Source organism: Enterococcus sp. MSG3299 (genome assembly GCF_050555765.1).
GTDB lineage: Bacteria > Bacillota > Bacilli > Lactobacillales > Enterococcaceae > Enterococcus > Enterococcus faecalis.
Genome location: NZ_CP187869.1, coordinates 2,709,554 through 2,727,500, shown reverse-complemented (window position 1 = coordinate 2,727,500; position 17,947 = coordinate 2,709,554). Strand labels below are relative to the sequence as shown.

At 39.4% G+C, this 17,947-nt stretch carries 13 protein-coding genes (1 of these 13 only partly in view); 11 read left to right on the top strand and 2 right to left on the bottom strand.

Annotated features, from left to right (window positions below; all coding sequences use genetic code 11):
* Positions 1–827, bottom strand: partial view of a MurR/RpiR family transcriptional regulator gene (locus tag IGL23_RS13325; RefSeq protein WP_002354705.1) — the 5' portion only. It extends 31 nt beyond the left edge of the window; only the first 827 of its 858 coding nucleotides appear in the window; the start codon lies at positions 825–827; the stop codon falls past the left edge of the window.
* 145 nt (positions 828–972) lie between these two features.
* Here IGL23_RS13325 and IGL23_RS13320 point away from each other — a divergent pair, with 145 nt between their 5' ends.
* The 11 genes from IGL23_RS13320 (at position 973) to IGL23_RS13270 (ending at position 15,962) form a co-directional block, all read left to right on the top strand.
* On the top strand, positions 973–2,280 hold the full coding sequence (locus tag IGL23_RS13320; RefSeq protein WP_010783903.1) for a PTS sugar transporter subunit IIC: 1,308 nt from the start codon (positions 973–975) through the stop codon (positions 2,278–2,280).
* The gene (locus IGL23_RS13315; RefSeq protein WP_050443335.1) at positions 2,258–3,487 is read left to right on the top strand and encodes an aminotransferase class I/II-fold pyridoxal phosphate-dependent enzyme; all 1,230 of its coding nucleotides are present in this window, start codon (positions 2,258–2,260) and stop codon (positions 3,485–3,487) included. The genes IGL23_RS13320 and IGL23_RS13315 overlap by 23 nt, the downstream gene beginning before the upstream one ends.
* Before the next feature lie 304 nt (positions 3,488–3,791).
* Positions 3,792–4,259, top strand: a complete 468-nt coding sequence (locus IGL23_RS13310) for a CtsR family transcriptional regulator (RefSeq protein ID WP_002354715.1) — start codon at positions 3,792–3,794, stop codon at positions 4,257–4,259.
* Positions 4,260–4,261: 2 nt separating this feature from the next.
* The gene (locus IGL23_RS13305; protein ID WP_002378875.1) at positions 4,262–6,757 is read left to right on the top strand and encodes an ATP-dependent Clp protease ATP-binding subunit; all 2,496 of its coding nucleotides are present in this window, start codon (positions 4,262–4,264) and stop codon (positions 6,755–6,757) included.
* Positions 6,758–6,890: 133 nt separating this feature from the next.
* The gene (locus IGL23_RS13300; protein ID WP_002354721.1) at positions 6,891–7,925 is read left to right on the top strand and encodes an FUSC family protein; all 1,035 of its coding nucleotides are present in this window, start codon (positions 6,891–6,893) and stop codon (positions 7,923–7,925) included.
* Positions 7,926–8,104: 179 nt separating this feature from the next.
* Complete coding sequence (locus IGL23_RS13295) at positions 8,105–9,025, top strand: peptidase U32 family protein (RefSeq protein WP_002354722.1); 921 nt, start codon at positions 8,105–8,107, stop codon at positions 9,023–9,025.
* Between the two features lie 27 nt (positions 9,026–9,052).
* Entirely contained in the window at positions 9,053–10,300 is a 1,248-nt protein-coding gene (locus IGL23_RS13290) for a peptidase U32 family protein (RefSeq protein ID WP_002368523.1), read from the top strand.
* Positions 10,301–10,323: 23 nt separating this feature from the next.
* Positions 10,324–11,886: a PucR family transcriptional regulator gene (locus IGL23_RS13285; RefSeq protein ID WP_002354724.1), complete on the top strand. Its 1,563-nt coding sequence runs from the start codon at positions 10,324–10,326 to the stop codon at positions 11,884–11,886.
* A gap of 133 nt (positions 11,887–12,019) precedes the next feature.
* Positions 12,020–13,294 (top strand): cytosine permease, encoded by a 1,275-nt coding sequence (locus IGL23_RS13280; protein ID WP_161634303.1) that lies wholly within the window; start codon positions 12,020–12,022, stop codon positions 13,292–13,294.
* Between the two features lie 19 nt (positions 13,295–13,313).
* Complete coding sequence (locus IGL23_RS13275) at positions 13,314–14,408, top strand: DUF917 domain-containing protein (RefSeq protein WP_002354727.1); 1,095 nt, start codon at positions 13,314–13,316, stop codon at positions 14,406–14,408.
* Entirely contained in the window at positions 14,409–15,962 is a 1,554-nt protein-coding gene (locus tag IGL23_RS13270) for a hydantoinase/oxoprolinase N-terminal domain-containing protein (protein ID WP_010821972.1), read from the top strand.
* A 56-nt stretch (positions 15,963–16,018) separates the two neighbouring features.
* Here IGL23_RS13270 and IGL23_RS13265 read toward each other — a convergent pair whose 3' ends face one another.
* Positions 16,019–17,536: an RNA-binding domain-containing protein gene (locus tag IGL23_RS13265; protein WP_002386215.1), complete on the bottom strand. Its 1,518-nt coding sequence runs from the start codon at positions 17,534–17,536 to the stop codon at positions 16,019–16,021.
* Positions 17,537–17,947: the final 411 nt, after the last annotated feature.

Sequence of the window (17,947 nt, the reverse complement as noted above, 5' to 3'; positions counted from 1 at the left end):
TTTTGTGATGTGTAATTCTTATCGAAATTGCGACTAAAAATACAGGAATAAAGGACATTGAGAATATATTCGATGGCTAGTTGAGAGGAAAAGGTCGAGACTTTGAAATCTGCATGTTCAACGTTAGGAATGGGCAAAATCACTGTGGCGTATTTAGCTAATTGGCTGTTCAAGTCTGAAGTAATGGCAATAATCGGGGTGCCTCCTTCTGCAAAAATCCGTGCTTCATTTACGATTTCTGCAGTGTTACCACTGTAAGAGACGAGGATGGCTACGTCATTTTTGGTGGCATTGATGGCTAAATAAAATTGTTCAGCTTGATAAGGAATTAAATGGATAAATAGCTGAATGCGTAATAACTTTGTTTGAAAATCTGTTAAGCGAATGTAGGAGTTACTGACACCCACTGCTAAAATATTTTCAGCGGTTAAAAGTAAATCAATGCTTTTATTTAACATGGCCTCGGTTAATAACTGTTGAGTGGATTGAACGGTTTCAGTCGTTAACTGCGCAATTTTCTTGGCAATTAGTAAATCAGAATCTTGCGCTAAAAAAGGCATATTCGCATCAACATTCCGGATTGCTTGGTAGTGAATTTCTAAGTCGCGGGACAAGCGGATTTTAAATTCTTTGAAACCGCTAGTCTCTGTTTTTTTACACAAACGAACAATCGTGGAAGTTGAAGAGTTGGTGGCTTCTGCTAGTTCATAAATCGACATATGCAGGACTCGTTCAGTATGAGATAAAATAAAATCAATAATTAGCCCTTCGTTATATGTATAGCGTTCTTTTTGTTCTAAACATTCGATTAGATTCAATGGGTTCACCTCTCTGTGGTACTTTGTTTCGCTTTCAGTATACCTTAAGCGTATGAATTATGAAACATAGTTACAGAATTAGTTAGTCGTATTTACATCAGAAAGCGGTTTCTTTATGATGAGGATATCACAAAGGATTAAGGAGAGAAGTGAAATGGATAAGTTAACAAACTGGGTGGAGCAAGCCGTAGTGCCTAAAGTTTCAAGGATTACAAGTTTACGTTATTTTCAAGCCTTAAGAAATGGTTTTTTTGCAATTATGCCGTTAACAATTATTGGATCGATTTTTATGTTGATTACAGATTTTCCAGTAGCAGGGTATGGCGATTTTATGGCTGGAATTTTCGGTGCAGGTTGGGCGGATATGATTTCACCAGCTTATCGAGCAACTTTCAACATGATGGGAATTATTTTTGCTGGGACGATGTCCTATAAATTGGCGGAAAGTTACGAAATGGATCGTTTAACTTCATTAATTTTAGGAATTGTTGCTTACGTAGTCGTTTTACCGAAAACGGTGACCACTGAATCAGGCGAAGTTGTGACGAAAGTTTTATCGTTTGATTGGTTAGGAACGCAAGGGGTGATTACGGCCATTATTATGTCAATTCTTTCGGTTGAGTTGACTCGTTTCTGTATTAAGAAAAAATTAGTCATCAAAATGCCTGAAAGCGTGCCTTCTATGGTGAGCCAAGCTTTTAGTGCATTGATTCCTGGGATTTTTGTGGTAGCGGTGGCTTTATTGATTAATGGGATTGGGCTTTCGTTTGCGGATTCCTTCCCGCAATTAATTTATGCGGTGATTCAAGCGCCACTGCAAGGTTTAATCGGAACCCCTTTTGCAATTATTATTGTGGCTGGCTTAAATGGACTGTTCTGGTGGTTTGGAATTCATCCAACTGTCATCAATTCCATGCTGTATCCTATTTTATATGCGAATGCAGACAAAAACCAAAGCTTAGCGGAATTAGGACAATTAACTGCTCAAAATGGCAACTTTGGCACGGTCCAAATGCTCGATCAATTTGCCACAATTGGAGGCGCTGGTTGCACGATTGGTTTGGCTATTGCAATGGCCATCGTCGGACATTCATCTAGAATGAAAGCCATGTCGAAAATTTCGTTTGTTCCAGCATTTTTCAATATTAATGAACCCTTGATTTTTGGACTCCCAGTTATTTTTAACCCTTTATTATTGATTCCGATTGCGGTCGCGCCGATTGTATCGGTCTTGATTGCCTTTCTGTCAATGAAAATTGGGTTCATGCCAATGTTTACAAACATTCAAGCACCATGGGCTACGCCCTTTCTGTTTTCGGGCTTTTTAGTGGGAAAATGGCAAGGTGCAGTGACGCAAGTTTTAGCTGTTGCCGCTAGTGTCGTTATTTATTATCCATTTGTAAAAGCCTTAGATCGACAATATCAAAAAGAAGAAGCCCATGAAGTACCAGAAACATTGTAGAGAAAGAGGAGTGAAGGAAATGCATGTTGAGAATGATGAAAATATTTGCTGTGAAGTGGAAAAAGGAATGGAAAAAATGTATCATCCGATGGTGCCCGAGTTGGTTCAAACCTCTTCCTTTTATTTTCCAACTTACGAAGAATTTATGGCAGCGAGTATAGATGAAAAAAATAATTATGTTTACACACGTGGCACCAACCCCACAACAGAAATTTTAGAGAAAAAAATTGCTCGTTTGGAACGTGGAGAAAAATGTAAAGTTTTTGCCTCAGGAATGGGCGCTATTTCGGCAACGCTGTTTACGTTGCTCCAACAAGGTGATCATGTTTTAATGGTCAACACAATTTATGGAGAATCTGTTTCGTTTGTGCAATATTTAGAGAAATTTGGCGTATCCTTGACCAAAGTAGACGTTGCAGAAACAGAAGAACTTTTTCAATTTGTTCAGGAAAACACCAAAGTCATTTACTTTGAAAGTCCGTCCTCACAAAAGTTTGAACTGCTAGATTTAGAAAAAATAACTGCGTTAGCACAAAAAATCGGCGCATACACTGTCATTGATAACACGTGGGCGTCACCGTTATTTCAGCATCCTTTATGCCATAATGTGGACCTGGTGATTCATTCTTGTTCCAAATATATTGGTGGTCATTCGGATATTGTAGCAGGGGCTGTCATTGGCAAAGCAGCGCTTGTGGATCAAATTTTTGAACATGGTCATCAAGCTTTAGGAGCAGTAAATAGTCCCTTCAATTCTTGGTTAGCGTTACGAGGTATTCGTACCATGCCCGTTCGGTTGGCGCATCAGTCTCAAGCCATCCAAACGGTGCTGTCGGTTTTGCAAAAGGATTCGCGAATCAGCCGCTTATATCATCCTTTTGTAGGAAATCAACAACAACAAGCGTTAGCAGAAAAATATTTAACAGGTTATGGTTCATTGTTTGCGATTGATTTAAAAGATACCGATTTTGAACGTTTGAAAACATTTGTGAACGCATTGACGCTAGTCACAATTGGGGTCAGTTGGGGTGGCTTTGAAAGTTTGGCCTTGCCTGTATTCAAAGGCAATAACTTAGCGGCTGTTCAGAAAAGAGGCTTGTCGCCAGCGCACATTCGCATGTACGTTGGTTTGGAAGAGCCAACATCTATTATCGAAGATATTCAACAAGCCTTGGATCAAGCCTATGGCGAAGAATCGCTTTTGTGAGACATTAAGATAATCAGCTGAACAAAAGCAACTCCTTCGGAAATAAGCCGAAATTCTCCAAAAATTAAAGAACAATTTTCGGAAATTTCTTCTTATTTCTTGGAGCTAAACACTTTTGTCTCAGCCTCTGTGATTCAATAACATATTTTCATTTTTAGGAGGGGAACTTAAGTCAGTTTGACTGAGGTTGCTCCTCCTGTTTTGCATTTTTTTATTAAAGTCAAAGCGTTCCTCTTTATTTAATAGGCAAAGTTCGATATAATAATGGTCAATATTAGTCAAGAGAGAAGAAGGATGGAAGACTATGAGTAATCAAAATACGTCAGATTTAATCGAGGCTTATTTAAAAAAGATTTTAGAAGAAAGTAATAAAATTGAAATCCGTCGGGCGGAAATGGCTAATTTATTTAATTGCGTTCCTTCACAAATTAACTATGTAATTAATACACGTTTTACCATCCAACGAGGCTACGCAGTTGAAAGTAAACGTGGTGGAGGCGGCTATATTCGCATTGTCAAAGTACAAATTTCAGATAACGATCAATTACTAAAACAAATGGATCAATTGATTGGCGCAACCTTAACAGAAAAAGATGCGCTAACATTTATTCAAACATTGTATGAAGAAGAAGTGATTACGAAAAAGGAAGGCAATTTAATGCTAGCTGCTTTAAGTAAAAGCACATTGAATGGTCTGGGGAATCACGAAGATTTTCTAAGAGCTCAAATAATGCGTTCATTTTTAGAGCGCTTGAGCTATGAGGAGGAATAACTATGGATGAACTATTTACAGAAAGTGCGAAAGCCGTACTGGCGATTGCCCAAGAAGAAGCGAAGTATTTTCGTCACCAATCCGTCGGTTCTGAGCATTTATTATTAGCACTCGTTTTAGAACCAAATGGGATTGCCGGAAAAACATTACGACAATTGAATACTGACACAGAAGACATCCGTGAAGAAATTGAGCATTTAAGTGGCTATGGCACCATGCAAAGTCCAATGGGGAATAACAACTTATACTTACCTTATTCACCAAGAGCCAAACAAATCTTTGCCTATGCTGGAGATGAAGCGAAGCGCTTAGGGGCTCAAAAGATTGGTACCGAGCATTTATTATTAGGCTTGTTAAGAGACGAAGAAATTTTAGCGTCTAGAATTTTAGTGAATTTAGGATTAAGCTTATCCAAAATGCGTCAATTATTATTGAAAAAAATGGGCGTTTCCGAACCCAATGGCGCACAACGTCGTCGGAATGGTCAAAATAAAAATGCGCCACAAGGGACGCCAACATTGGATTCTTTAGCAAGAGATTTAACCAAGTTAGCACGAGAACAAAGTTTGGATCCAGTAGTTGGTCGCGGGACCGAAGTTCGTCGTTTGATTCAAATTTTGAGTCGCCGTACCAAAAACAATCCTGTCTTAGTCGGTGAACCAGGTGTTGGGAAAACAGCGATAGCAGAAGGCTTAGCCCAGAAAATTGTCAACCGAGAAGTCCCTGAAGATATGCAAGGCAAACGTTTAATGATGCTAGACATGGGTGCCTTGGTTGCTGGAACCAAATATCGAGGTGAGTTCGAAGATCGCTTGAAAAAAGTTGTCGATGAAATCTATCAAGATGGACAAGTCATTTTATTTATCGACGAATTGCATACCTTGATCGGTGCTGGCGGTGCAGAAGGGGCGATTGATGCTTCAAATATTTTAAAACCTGCTTTAGCACGTGGCGAGTTGCAAACAATTGGTGCGACAACTCTGGATGAATACCAAAAATATATTGAAAAAGATGCCGCTTTGGAACGTCGTTTTGCCCGTATTCAAGTAGCAGAACCAACGCCAGAAGAAGCAGAAGAAATTCTAAAAGGCTTGCGTTCACGCTATGAAAAACATCATGGCGTAGAAATTACAGATGAAGCTCTACATGCAGCGGTTCAATTATCGATTCGCTATTTAAATGACCGCCAATTACCAGATAAAGCAATTGATTTAATGGACGAATCTGCAGCAAAAGTTCGTTTAGATAAGGCAGATCAACCTTCAGAAATTAATGAATTGCGTACCGAAATTTCTCAATTAATTACGGAAAAAGAAGAGGCCATTCAAAACCAATCATTTGAAAGTGCTGCTCGGATTCGTCAAAAAGAAAAACAAGTGATGGAAAAACTAGAAGAATTGATTGCAGTGAAAGAAAAAAGTCTGTCTGGTTACAGTACGCAAGTAACAGAAGAAGACGTGGCTGGAGTCGTTTCACAATGGACAGGCGTTCCTTTGCAGCAGCTAGAGAAGAAAGAAAGCGAACGATTGATGGAATTAGAAACCATTTTACATCAACGGGTCGTTGGCCAAAATGAAGCAGTTGAAGCTGTTTCACGCGCTATCCGTCGTGCGCGTAGTGGCTTGAAAGACCCAGCAAGACCGATTGGTTCCTTCATGTTCTTAGGGCCAACAGGGGTTGGGAAAACAGAACTTGCCAAAGCCTTAGCCGAAGCGATGTTTGGCAGCGAAGAAGCGTTGATTCGCGTGGACATGTCTGAGTTTATGGAAAAATACAGTACTAGCCGTTTAATCGGTTCTCCTCCAGGTTATGTCGGCTACGAAGAAGGCGGCCAACTAACTGAAAAAATTCGTCAACGTCCTTATTCCGTTATTTTGCTAGATGAAGTAGAAAAAGCCCATCCAGATGTCTTTAATATTTTATTACAAGTCTTAGATGATGGCCATTTAACGGATGCCAAAGGACGAAAAGTCGATTTCCGTAACACGATTTTAATCATGACCTCCAACTTAGGAGCAACAGCGATTCGTGAAGAAAAACATGTCGGCTTCAATGTGAAAGACATTTCTAAAAATCATGAATTAATGCAAAAACGAATCATGGAAGAATTGAAAAAAGCCTTCCGTCCAGAATTCTTAAACCGAATTGATGAAACGGTTGTCTTCCATTCCTTGAAACAAGAGGAAATTCATGAAATCGTAAAAATTATGAGTCAATCTGTCGTAAAACGGATGGCCGAACAAGAGGTTAAAGTGAAAATCACACCAGCTGCAATTGAAGTTATTGGTAAAGTCGGGTTTGATCCAGAATATGGCGCACGTCCAATTCGTCGGGCCTTGCAAAAAGAAGTGGAAGATCGTTTAAGTGAAGCCCTTCTTTCTGGTCAAATTCAGTTAGGGGATAAAGTAACTTTAGGCGCTAGCAAAGGCAAAATCACGTTAAATGTGCGGGCACCAAAAGCACCAAAGACAGAAGCAAAAGAATTACAAACTGTATAGATGAGATGCGAAGTCTGGTACAAAAACCATTTAGGGTTTTTATGCCAGGCTTTTCTATTTTCCAGTGGCGATTTCTTTTTGAGAATTGCCAGATTGATTTTTCTGTGCTACGTTAATAAGGAGGGGTGATGGAATGGAACAATCTTTTTTTCGAGAATTACTACATTATCAGCGTCCAAAGGATAATCCTTTTCGACTAGTGTTTGCTGGCTTGGTTATGTTCAGCATTCTTTTTTTGGGCTATATCAATCATCAATTATTGATTTCAAGCTTTGGCTCGTTAGGTATTTTTACTTTTTTATATTATCAGCCGCTACCATTAAAACAGTTAATGACTCGTTTATCTGTGGTCGGCAGTTACCTTTTTTTAGGAAATTTGTTAGGCATGTTATCGACCCATATTGCATGGCTTATTCCCATTGTTGTTGCCCTGGTCGGTTTTGGTGGCCGCTTTTTCTTTGAAGTCTACGATATTTCAAAACCAGGGGCCTTCTTTGGTGTGATGGTGACAGCGATGGGTGCCAGTACGAGTATTCCGTTAGCAAAAATTCCGTTCATGAGTGGCTGTATGTTATTAGGTATTGGCTTTTCTATTTTGTTTGCACTAGTGTTGCATTTTACAGAGAAGGAAATCAGTGCCCCGCTAGCTAAGCGATCATTACGGGAACGAATTTATCGGCATCCAGAAGCGCCATTAGATAGCATATATTATAGCTTTGTCTTATTTTTTGCTGTATATATCAGCGAAAGTTTACATTTACAGAATCCGTATTGGTTAGTCGTTTCCTGTGCATCCATTTTACAAGGAGACAATTTACGTGCGATTAAGCAGCGAAATATTCAGCGAATTTTTGGCACAACGATTGGTTTGGTTATTTCCGCTTTTCTGCTTAATTTAGCTTTGACAACTTTTGAATCGATTGTCGTGATTACAATCTTATTTGTGACCGTTGAGTATTTTATTCGTCGTAATTATGGATTGGCGCAATTTTTCACAACGCCTATGGCTCTGATGCTTTCATTGCTCGTTCGTCAGCAGTACGTGATAACGTTGATTCAATTCCGCTTTTTGGGGATTGTTTTAGGCAGCTTGTTAGGCTTAGCGGCAGCGTGGCTATTCACCGTTGTAGTAACGTTTTATGAACGAAAATATCACTTGAACGAGTGACCAAAGAACAGATGACCAGTAATTAAAAAAAGAGCATTTGGTAGGTAAGCGGATGGCGCTTCTCTACCAAAATTTTTTCGGAAACATTGTGAAAAATGTACGTTTAATACAGATAGGCTCTTTTAAAGTTTGTGAACGTATGATACTATTAAACGGTCATAAAGAAGGAGGCTATATTTATGATTGAACTGATTGCAACTGCAGAATCTGTTGAGCAGGCTGTAGAATTACTCGCAACAGGTGTGGATACATTATATATTGGAGAAGAAACATTCGGGTTGCGTTTGCCCGTATCTTTTACACGAGATGAACAACGCGAGATTGTGAAACGTGCACATGAAATGGGCAAACAAGTGCTAGTTGCAGTAAATGGCATTATGCACCCTGAAAAAATGAAATTAGTCCCAGAGTATCTGACATTTTTAAAAGAAATCAACGTCGATAAAATTACTTTGGGTGATCCAGGTATTGTGTTTATTATGCAACGAGATGGATTAGAAATTCCTTACGTTTATGATGGTGAAACCTTAGTAACGAGCTCACGTCAAATCAATTTTTGGAGTAAACGAGGAGCCATCGGAGCTGTCCTAGCTCGGGAAGTACCTTTTGAAGAAATGGTCGCAATGGAAGAAAACTTAGCAGTTCCAGCTGAAATTCTTGTCTATGGGGCGACCTGTATTCATCAATCGAAACGCCCATTAATTCAAAATTACTACAATTACACAAAGAACGACAAAGGGGTTACGAAAGACGAAGGGCTGTTTATTTCTGAACCCAAAAAACCAGAAACCCACTATTCCATTTATGAAGATAGTCATGGTACGCATATTTTTGCCAATAACGATGTGAACTTGATGAATGAGTTAACAAACTTGTATGACCATCACTATCGCACATGGAAGCTCGATGGCCTTTACACACCAGGTGAAAATTTTGTCGCGATTGCTCGCTTATTTGCTGAAGCGAAAGCAGCACTTGAAGCGGGAACTTGGTCAGAAGATCAAGCAGCTCATGCAACAGCTGAAATTGAAAAATTACATCCAACAGGTCGTGGCTTAGACAATGGTTTCTTTGATTTAAGTGCCGATGCAATAAAATAAATTGATTCATTTAAGGGGAAGAAGAACATGAAAGTAATGACAGAACGAACATTGAAGCGTCCCGAGGTGTTGGCTCCAGCCGGGACGCTAGAAAAACTAAAAGTCGCAATTCGTTACGGTGCCGATGCCGTTTATATCGGAGGGAATGCCTACGGTCTGCGTAGCCGCGCAGGAAATTTCACGCCAGAAGAAATGGCGGAAGGCGTAGCCTTTGCCCGCGAACATAATGCGAAAGTTTATGTCGCTGCCAATATGGTCACTCATGAAGGAAACCAGGAAGGGGCAGGAGCGTTTTTCAGAGAATTGCGAGACATCGGAATTTCAGCTGTGATTGTTTCCGATCCAGCTTTAATCGAAATTTGTGCGACAGAAGCACCAGGTTTACCCATCCATTTATCGACACAAGCTTCAGCAACCAACTATGAAACATTAGAATTTTGGAAAAATGAAGGCTTAGAACGTGTGGTATTAGCGCGCGAAGTTTCAATGGAGGAAGTTGCAGCGATTCGTGAAAATACGGACATTGAGATTGAAGCCTTTATTCATGGAGCAATGTGTATTTCATATTCAGGACGTTGTACTTTATCCAACCATATGTCGATGCGGGATGCCAATCGTGGCGGTTGCTCACAATCTTGTCGTTGGAAATACGAGTTATTTGATATGCCTTTTGGGACAGAACGTCGGAGCAAAACCAGCGAAGGGGAAGTTGAAGAAGAGTTTTCAATGAGCGCCGTAGATATGTCTATGATTGAACATATTCCAGAATTAATTGAAAATGGTGTCGATAGTTTTAAAATTGAAGGCCGCATGAAATCCATTCACTATGTTTCGACAGTCGCTAATGTGTATAAAAAAGCCGTCGATTCTTACATGGAAGACCCTGAAAACTATGTCTGCCAACAAGAGTGGATTGATGAATTATGGAAAGTAGCACAACGTGAATTAGCAACTGGATTTTATTACAATACACCAAGTGAAAATGAACAATTATTCGGCGAACGTCGTAAAATTCCACAATATAAATTTGTTGGCGAAGTGATTGCGTACAACGAAAAGACGCAAGTCGCGACAATTCGTCAACGGAACCTTTTCAGTGTCGGCGATGAAATTGAATTTTATGGTCCCGGGTTTACCCATTTCCACCAAACCGTTAAAGAGATGTATAATGAAGACGGTGAAGCGATCGATCGGGCACCTAATCCCATGATGTTATTAACGATGGAAGTGACCCAACCTGTTGCAGTCGGCGATATGATTCGTAAGAAAAAATAAACCAGCCAAAAGGAGGAGTAAATATGAGTGTCCGCGTGAATGATTTATTAAAATTACCGTCTTTGCGAGAAGCAACGGTACTTTCTGGTAAAAACCAATTGGACACATCTGTTGCTTCTCTTTCTTTTTTAGAAGTCTCTGATATGTCTTTGTTTTCGGAAAAACTTCACAAAACAAATGAATACCATGCTGGCGAAATTTTGATTGGTTCATTTTGTGCCATTCGTCATGATGTGGTGAAGCAATGCGAAACGATTCGGCATCTCCATGAATTAGGCGAAGTAGGCCTAATCTTGTACTACGTTGGGATTATCGTACCGAAAGTTGCAGAGGAAGTGATTCAATTAGCGGATTCTTTAGGTTTCATTTTAATCCAAATGCCTAAAAATGATCCCACATTACGCTACAACGAAGTCATTTATGAAGTCATGAAATTGTTAGTCAATAAAAATAAAATGGCTTCTTTTGCAACGGACCTCTTGGAAAAAGTTTCCCTTTTGCCTGAACAAAACCGCAGTGTGGAAATGACCTTGAAAATCCTATCCGATTTTTTAAAAGTCAATATTGCGTTAACCACCTATACCAATGAAATCATCAGCACCATCAATTGGCCGCGAAGCACGAAATTACCCTTAACCAAGTTACTTTATCAATCACAAGAGAAAGTAGCGCTGGGAGAAACGACCTACTTCATTACCTCGCAAAAACTTCCTCAGAAAGATGGACAAACATTGAAGCTTTACTTCATTCGAGAAGAAGAGCAGTTAACCTCTTTTGAGATGAATCAAGCGGTGGAAGTCGTTCAGATGGCTCTGAATTTATGGGGGAAAAACTATGACGAAGTCAGTGAGTATGCCTTAGTCCAAGCAATCATTAACGATGAAAGTGATAAGATGTACCAATTAGCCAAAAAATTAATGATTGATATTTCTTCTGTCGAAACGATGTGGCTTTTGCCTATTTGGCAACAAGGACAAGAAATCCACGCTATTCAGCAAGATTTGAAAGATTTCCTACGTTACTATTACCAAACAACGATTGTCCAGCAAACAGAAAATTACCTGATTGTTCTCTTAGGTAATTATTTACACAAACAGCCTGAAGCCACGATTAGTAAAGAATACTTGCAAGCCACAGACTATCAGGACTATTTAGGTGAAATCATCCTTTGTCCGAAAGTTCGTAACACGACTGAAGTGCGTGTCAGCTACCAAACCGCTAATCAAGTCGCGCCGTTTTTAAAGCGCGTCTATCCACAAAGAAAAGTGTTATCAATCGCGGAAATTCGTACAGTTCAACAAATGATGACGTGTCTCCAAGCAGGAGAAGAAGCAATCCAACAACGCTTAGCAGTTATCCAACCTCTCTTAAAAGAATCAGAGCAGTTAATGACATTAGGGACGTTTTTACTAGATGCAAGTAGTGATTTTAAAGAATGCGGCGAACGCCTATTTGTTCATAAAAATACGGTCAAATATCGTATCAGTAAAATTAATGAAGCGCTCGGCTATGATATGACTAACGCCGCCGAAGCCTATGAAGTCTATTTGGCGATGATCTTATATCGCTTGGTCACGAATGAATGAAAAAAGCAGACAATCGGCAGTAGCCGATTTGTCTGCTTTTTTATTTTAAGCCAAAACTTCCTCGATATTTTTTTCAATTTGAAAAAGACCTATGACTGATTTTTCGTTATAATTGAAAAATAATTAAGGAGGAATGAGAATGAAATTAAAAAACGAGCAACAACAATCGTGGCTTAGCTTAGCATTTGTTTGGGCGGGCGCAATGATTAGCGTGCCAGGATTAATTATTGGAGGAACGTTAGTTGCAGGCATGCCTTTATGGGAAGCTTTGTTAACAGGATTTATTGGTTACGGTATTATTGTTATTTTAATGATTTTACAAGGAATTCAAAGTTCCGACTTACAAGAACCTTCTGTCAAAGTCGCTTCTCAAGTGTTTGGCATTCAAGGTTCGCAAAAGATTATTTCCATTATTCTAGCGATTGCTTGCTTAGGTTGGTTTGGTTTGCAAGCCAATGTCAGCGGCGGCGCCTTCACGAACTTTTTAAAAATTTACGGCATTGATTTACCTGTGTCGTTTTCTTCCTTAATCTGGGGAGTTATCATGCTTATTTCGGCTCTTTATGGCATAAAAATATTGAAAATTCTGAATTATTTTGCGGTTCCTGTGTTAGTTCTGGTTTGTCTTTATGGCTTGGTGGCTTCGTTAAGAAACAACGGTTGGGAAGCTGTTAGTCAATATACACCTCAAACAGCAGGAAGCTTTATGTCAGGTCTTTCAATGACTGTCGGTTCTTTTGCATTAGGCGCAGTAATTGCCGGAGATTACTCTCAATATGTTTCTTCTCGTAAAGATGTGGTCAAAGCGGCCACCTTAGGGATTTTACCGACAGGCTTGTTGATGATTGGCGTTGGTGCGGTCTTGACCATTGCATCGAACACCGCAGATATCACGGAAGTTTTTATGAATCTCGGTTTTCCAGTTTTAGGAATTATTGCGCTAATTTTAGCAACTTGGACCACGAATGCCGTGAATGCTTTTTCTGGCGGACTGGCCTTGATTAATGTCTTTGATATTCCAAAAGAAAAAGAAAAAGTCGCTGTCGGTGCGGCCGGCGCCATTGGAACCTTATTAGCAGTTGTGGGGATTTTAAATTACTTTACACCGATTATGTCTGTCCTTTCTGCGATGGTTCCACCAGTGGCTGGTGTAATGATTGCTGCCTATTGGTTGATTAACAAAGGCGATCGAACCAAATGGCAGCCAATGCCTGGCGTGAATAAATTAGGTGTTTTTTCATGGCTAATTGGTGCTGCAGTGGGGGGCATTCCGGTGATTATGAGTTTCTTTCCCAATGCCCCTCAATTGCCTAACCAACCGCTAATTGGCATTGTTTTATCGTTTGTTATTTATTATTTCGGTGCAAAACGTCAACAGACGAACACCGAATCATTAGAAATGGAATGAAGAAGAGGAGTGTCGGAGAATGCGTTATTTAGATGCAGAAGCAATTGAGAATATAGCCACAGGAGCAGCTTTTTTAGGGACAGGAGGTGGCGGTGATCCCTACATTGGTAAAATGATGGCTTTGTCCGCCATCGAAGAAAACGGACCTGTCAAACTGGTTTCTCCAGAAGAAATTGCTGCGGAGGATTTTTTCCTACCTGCCGCAATGATGGGTGCCCCATCTGTCGCAATTGAAAAATTTCCCAAAGGCGACGAATTCGTCCGTGTCTTTGAGAAGTTAGGAAAATATTTAGACCAAGAAACGATTGCGGGAACCTTTCCAATGGAAGCTGGGGGCGTCAATTCAATGATTCCAATTGTTGTTGCAGCGAAGCTAGGCATTCCCTTGGTGGATTGTGATGGTATGGGTCGGGCCTTTCCAGAATTGCCTATGGTAACGTTCCATTTGAATGGGATGTCAGCGACCCCTATGGCAATTACCGATGAAAAAGGAAATATTGGCATTATGGAAACGATTGATAATACTTGGACAGAACGTCTTGCTCGTGTTCAAACGGTTGAAATGGGCGCCAGTGCTTTAGTGAGCATTTATCCCGCGACAGGCAAACAATTACAAGACTATGGTATTCACAACATCGTGACATTATCAGAAGAAATTGGCAAAGTGATTCGAGGTACCTATGCAGATGAACAAGAAAAACGCCAAGCATTAGTAGAAGTTACGGATGGCTTTGAATTGTTCCAAGGAAAAATTCTAGATGTAGAACGAGAAGTAAAAGGTGGCTTCAATTTGGGACGTGTCAAATTGAGTGGCTTAAACAGTGATGCTGGTTCAGAAGCAGTTGTCCATTTTCAAAATGAAAATTTAATTGCCGAGAAAGATGGTCAGGTGATTGCGATGACGCCTGATTTGATTTGTATGGTAGATTTAGAAACTTTAACGCCTGTGACAACAGAAAGCTTGAAATACGGCAAACGTGTCCAAGTAATGGGTTTGAAAGCGAATGCCGCTTGGCGAACGAAAAAAGGTATCGAAACAGTGGGTCCTCGGTATTTTGGCTACGAAATGGATTATCAACCACTAGAAAACTTAGTAGCGAAGGAGGACAAATAAATGTATAAAATCGGTATCGATGTCGGCGGCACAAATACAGATGCTGTTATTTTAGATCATCAATTAAACTTGATTCATTCAGTGAAAGTTCCAACAACCGATGATATTCAAACAGGGATTGCCGGTGCCTTAAATAAAGTCTTGGCAGAATCAGCAGTGGACCCAACCAAAGTCACACATGCAATGTTGGGCACGACCCAATGTACGAATGCCATTGTTGAGCGAAAAAAATTAGCAAAAGTTGGGGTCCTTCGTTTGGGCTATCCAGCAACCGCTTCGGTCTTGCCTTACACAGCTTGGCCCAAGGATTTAGTGGCCACTCTTTCAGAAACGTATGCTTTAGCACATGGCGGCTACGAATATGATGGACAACCATTGACTGCACTGGACGAAGAAGAATTACGTGGGATTTTGGCCTCTTGGCGAGGAGAAGTAGAGGCAATCGCAGTAATTGGCGTTTTTTCTTCTTTAAAAAATGACCAAGAATTGTTTGTTCAAGCACTTGCGAAGGAAGTGTTAGGGGCAGATGTTCCTGTATCTTGCTCCTCAATGATTGGATCTGTCGGTTTAATTGAACGGGAAAATGCGACAATTTTGAATGCTGCGTTGCACAAAGTAATTAAAGTGACCAGCGAAGGCTTTGAACAAGCCTTAGAACAAGAAAAAATTCATCACGCCCAAGTGTACTTATGTCAAAATGATGGTACGTTAATGTCGTTAACGTATGCCAAACAGTTTCCTATTTTAACCATTGCTTGTGGACCAACAAATAGTATTCGTGGGGCTTCTTACTTAGCCGGCTTGAAAGATGCAGTTGTTTTAGATGTTGGTGGCACAACGTCAGACATTGGCGTGTTAGTGGATGGCTTTCCAAGAGAATCTTCACTGGCCGTTGATGTTGGCGGGGTACGGACCAATTTTAGAATGCCAGATATCGTGTCAATTGGTGTCGGCGGCGGCAGTCTAGTGCGTGAACAACCAGATGGTTCTGTGACAGTTGGCCCCGATAGTGTCGGCTACCGTATTACACAAGAGGCCCTTGTTTTTGGCGGCACACAATTAACGACCACTGATATTGCGGTTCGCTTAGGCCATGCCCAAGTCGGTGATCCTAGCAAAGTGGCTCATTTAGACCAAGCGTTTGCGGAAAAAGTGTACCAAAAAATTGGCGAATTGGTCAGTGAAGCGATTGATCGCATGAAAACCAGTTCTGCAGACGTGACGGTCGTTTTAGTTGGTGGTGGAAGTATTATCATCCCCGAAGAATTGACAGGTGTTAAAGTGCTAATTCGCAACGAAAACGGGGCAGTGGCGAATGCCATCGGTGCCTCTATCGCTCAGATTAGCGGACAATACGAACAAATTTATGTCTATTCAAAAATCCAACGAGACGCGGCGTTGGCCGATGCCCAAGAAAAAGCCGTCCAACAAGCTGAACTTGCGGGTGCAGTCCCTGGCACAATCGAGTTAGTCGAGGTGGAAGAAACACCACTCGCCTATCATCCAGAAAATGCAACCCGCTTACGAGTAAAAGTGGTTGGGAACATGTATTAAAAGAAAGGAAATCCTCTGGCATATGAGGGTTTCCTTTTTGTGCTATAGTCTCATCTTTACTTTCGAGTCAATTCAGTTTCAATGCGTTTTAAAATCCTCTTGTTTGCAATTATACCAAGTTCTTCTGTTGAGTTAAGCATATAAATCGTTGATTTCCCATTTCCTTTGTTTAACAAAGTACCTTGTTGGACTAAGCTGGTAACGGTTTTTCTAATTTTATAGTCAGAGTACCCACTATTTTTTTGAATATCTTTAATTTTTGCTTGTCCGTGATCCATCAAGTATAAAATAATTAATTGTTCAATATCAGTATAACCTTTTAGGCTATCTTTCATATTAATTTTCCAGATTTTGATAGTGGTTGCATCGAAATAGGTATCAATATCAGGTGCTTTTAAACTATTTTTAGTCGCTGCATCTATTATTCTAGGTCCTCCAGACCCTGCCTTCTCAGCAATTCCTACTCTCCTAAACAAAGTTGAAATAATCGGATTTCTAGTGACTGAATAACTTCCATGAATAAATTCTTCTTTAGACACTTTCATTTCTCCTGGATTGTAGAACTCAATATAATCATCGTAATCTGCAATCTTAATGACATGATCTGAATCATAATACGCATGCATTAAGACATTTACCAAAGCTTCTTTTAGTGATAATAATAGATCTGATTTATAGGAACCGCGAGTCATATCTTGTGATTGTCTAAAAGTATCAGGAATTGCGAGAGCGAATTTTTCAATGACAATAGTGTAAAAAGAGAAAATATTCATCTCTGGATAGTTCATATCACCTGTGGAAACTCTATCTAACCAATCGCTATCTAATGAACTTTTTTTCTTAAAATAATCCAATTGAAACTTTTTAAACCTGTCTGTAATTGAATGATATTTTCCGAAAAATAATAGTCCGCCAGTTGTTAATTTATATACATTATCGCTGTTCATTCTATCCTTTTTCAGGACACCCAAATTTATAAGTAACTCTTCATCTGAATAATCTAAGTATTTTTGCTCCTGAGTATTTTTATAAAGTAATTCTCTATATTCTTGAATTGTTTTTGTGTTTAAATCGTCCAGGGTATAATTATTTAGTAGCTCAGTATCTATATCGTTCTGAGAATCGACAATTAGGTATTTAAATTGATTATCATCTGCTTTTCGATCGCCATCATCTGTTCTTATGTAGGTATTCGTTTTATTTCCATTTAGATAAATAGGTCTTCTTTCAAATGAAGCTTTTGGGACTTTAATTTGTATAATTGATTTTCCAGCAACTTTTAATGTAATAACATCTTCATTACTCAATAAATTAGCGCTCACTTTTTTCTTGTCGTGAATAAGATTCCAAAAATCCCTAAGGATCATTTCTGGCTTATCAACGCCAACAACTCTATAGCCGTTGGGTATTTCTTCTACACCTAAAATAATTATACCACCCTTAGTATTTGCAAATGCGCTGTATGTACTCCAGATATCTTTGGAAAGAGAAGTCTGTGATTTTTTGTACTCTAATTGCCAACTTTCTTTTGGATGTGAAAAGATTTCGTCTTTTAATTCTATAAATTGATTCATACGTCCCCTCCTTAGTAATAAATTCAAAAGTAAATCAAAAGTAAAAAAACTGAGTGGTATCAAGCTTTTGAGTGATTTTTTCAAAAGAAAAAGTCATTTTTGAAAAGAAAACCAAAAGAATTGACATATAGATAAAATGTGGTATAATTTTAGGTTTCAATAATTAAATTGTATCATTAAAAAACTTTTTTTCTAGAAGATTTTAGCAAGAAGTAGTTAAATGAACCAAGTAAATCAATCATAACTAGGAATTCCCTTCGACAATGCTACGGTTGAATTCCTTTCCCCCAGTGCTTTTACGGAACGAATCCATGAAACAGAAGCAGCAGAAAACTAAACAAAAGTAAGTAATACGACTGTCTTTTTTTGCTATTTTTTGCGATAATAAGAGAGAAAGTTCAAATTGAAAGG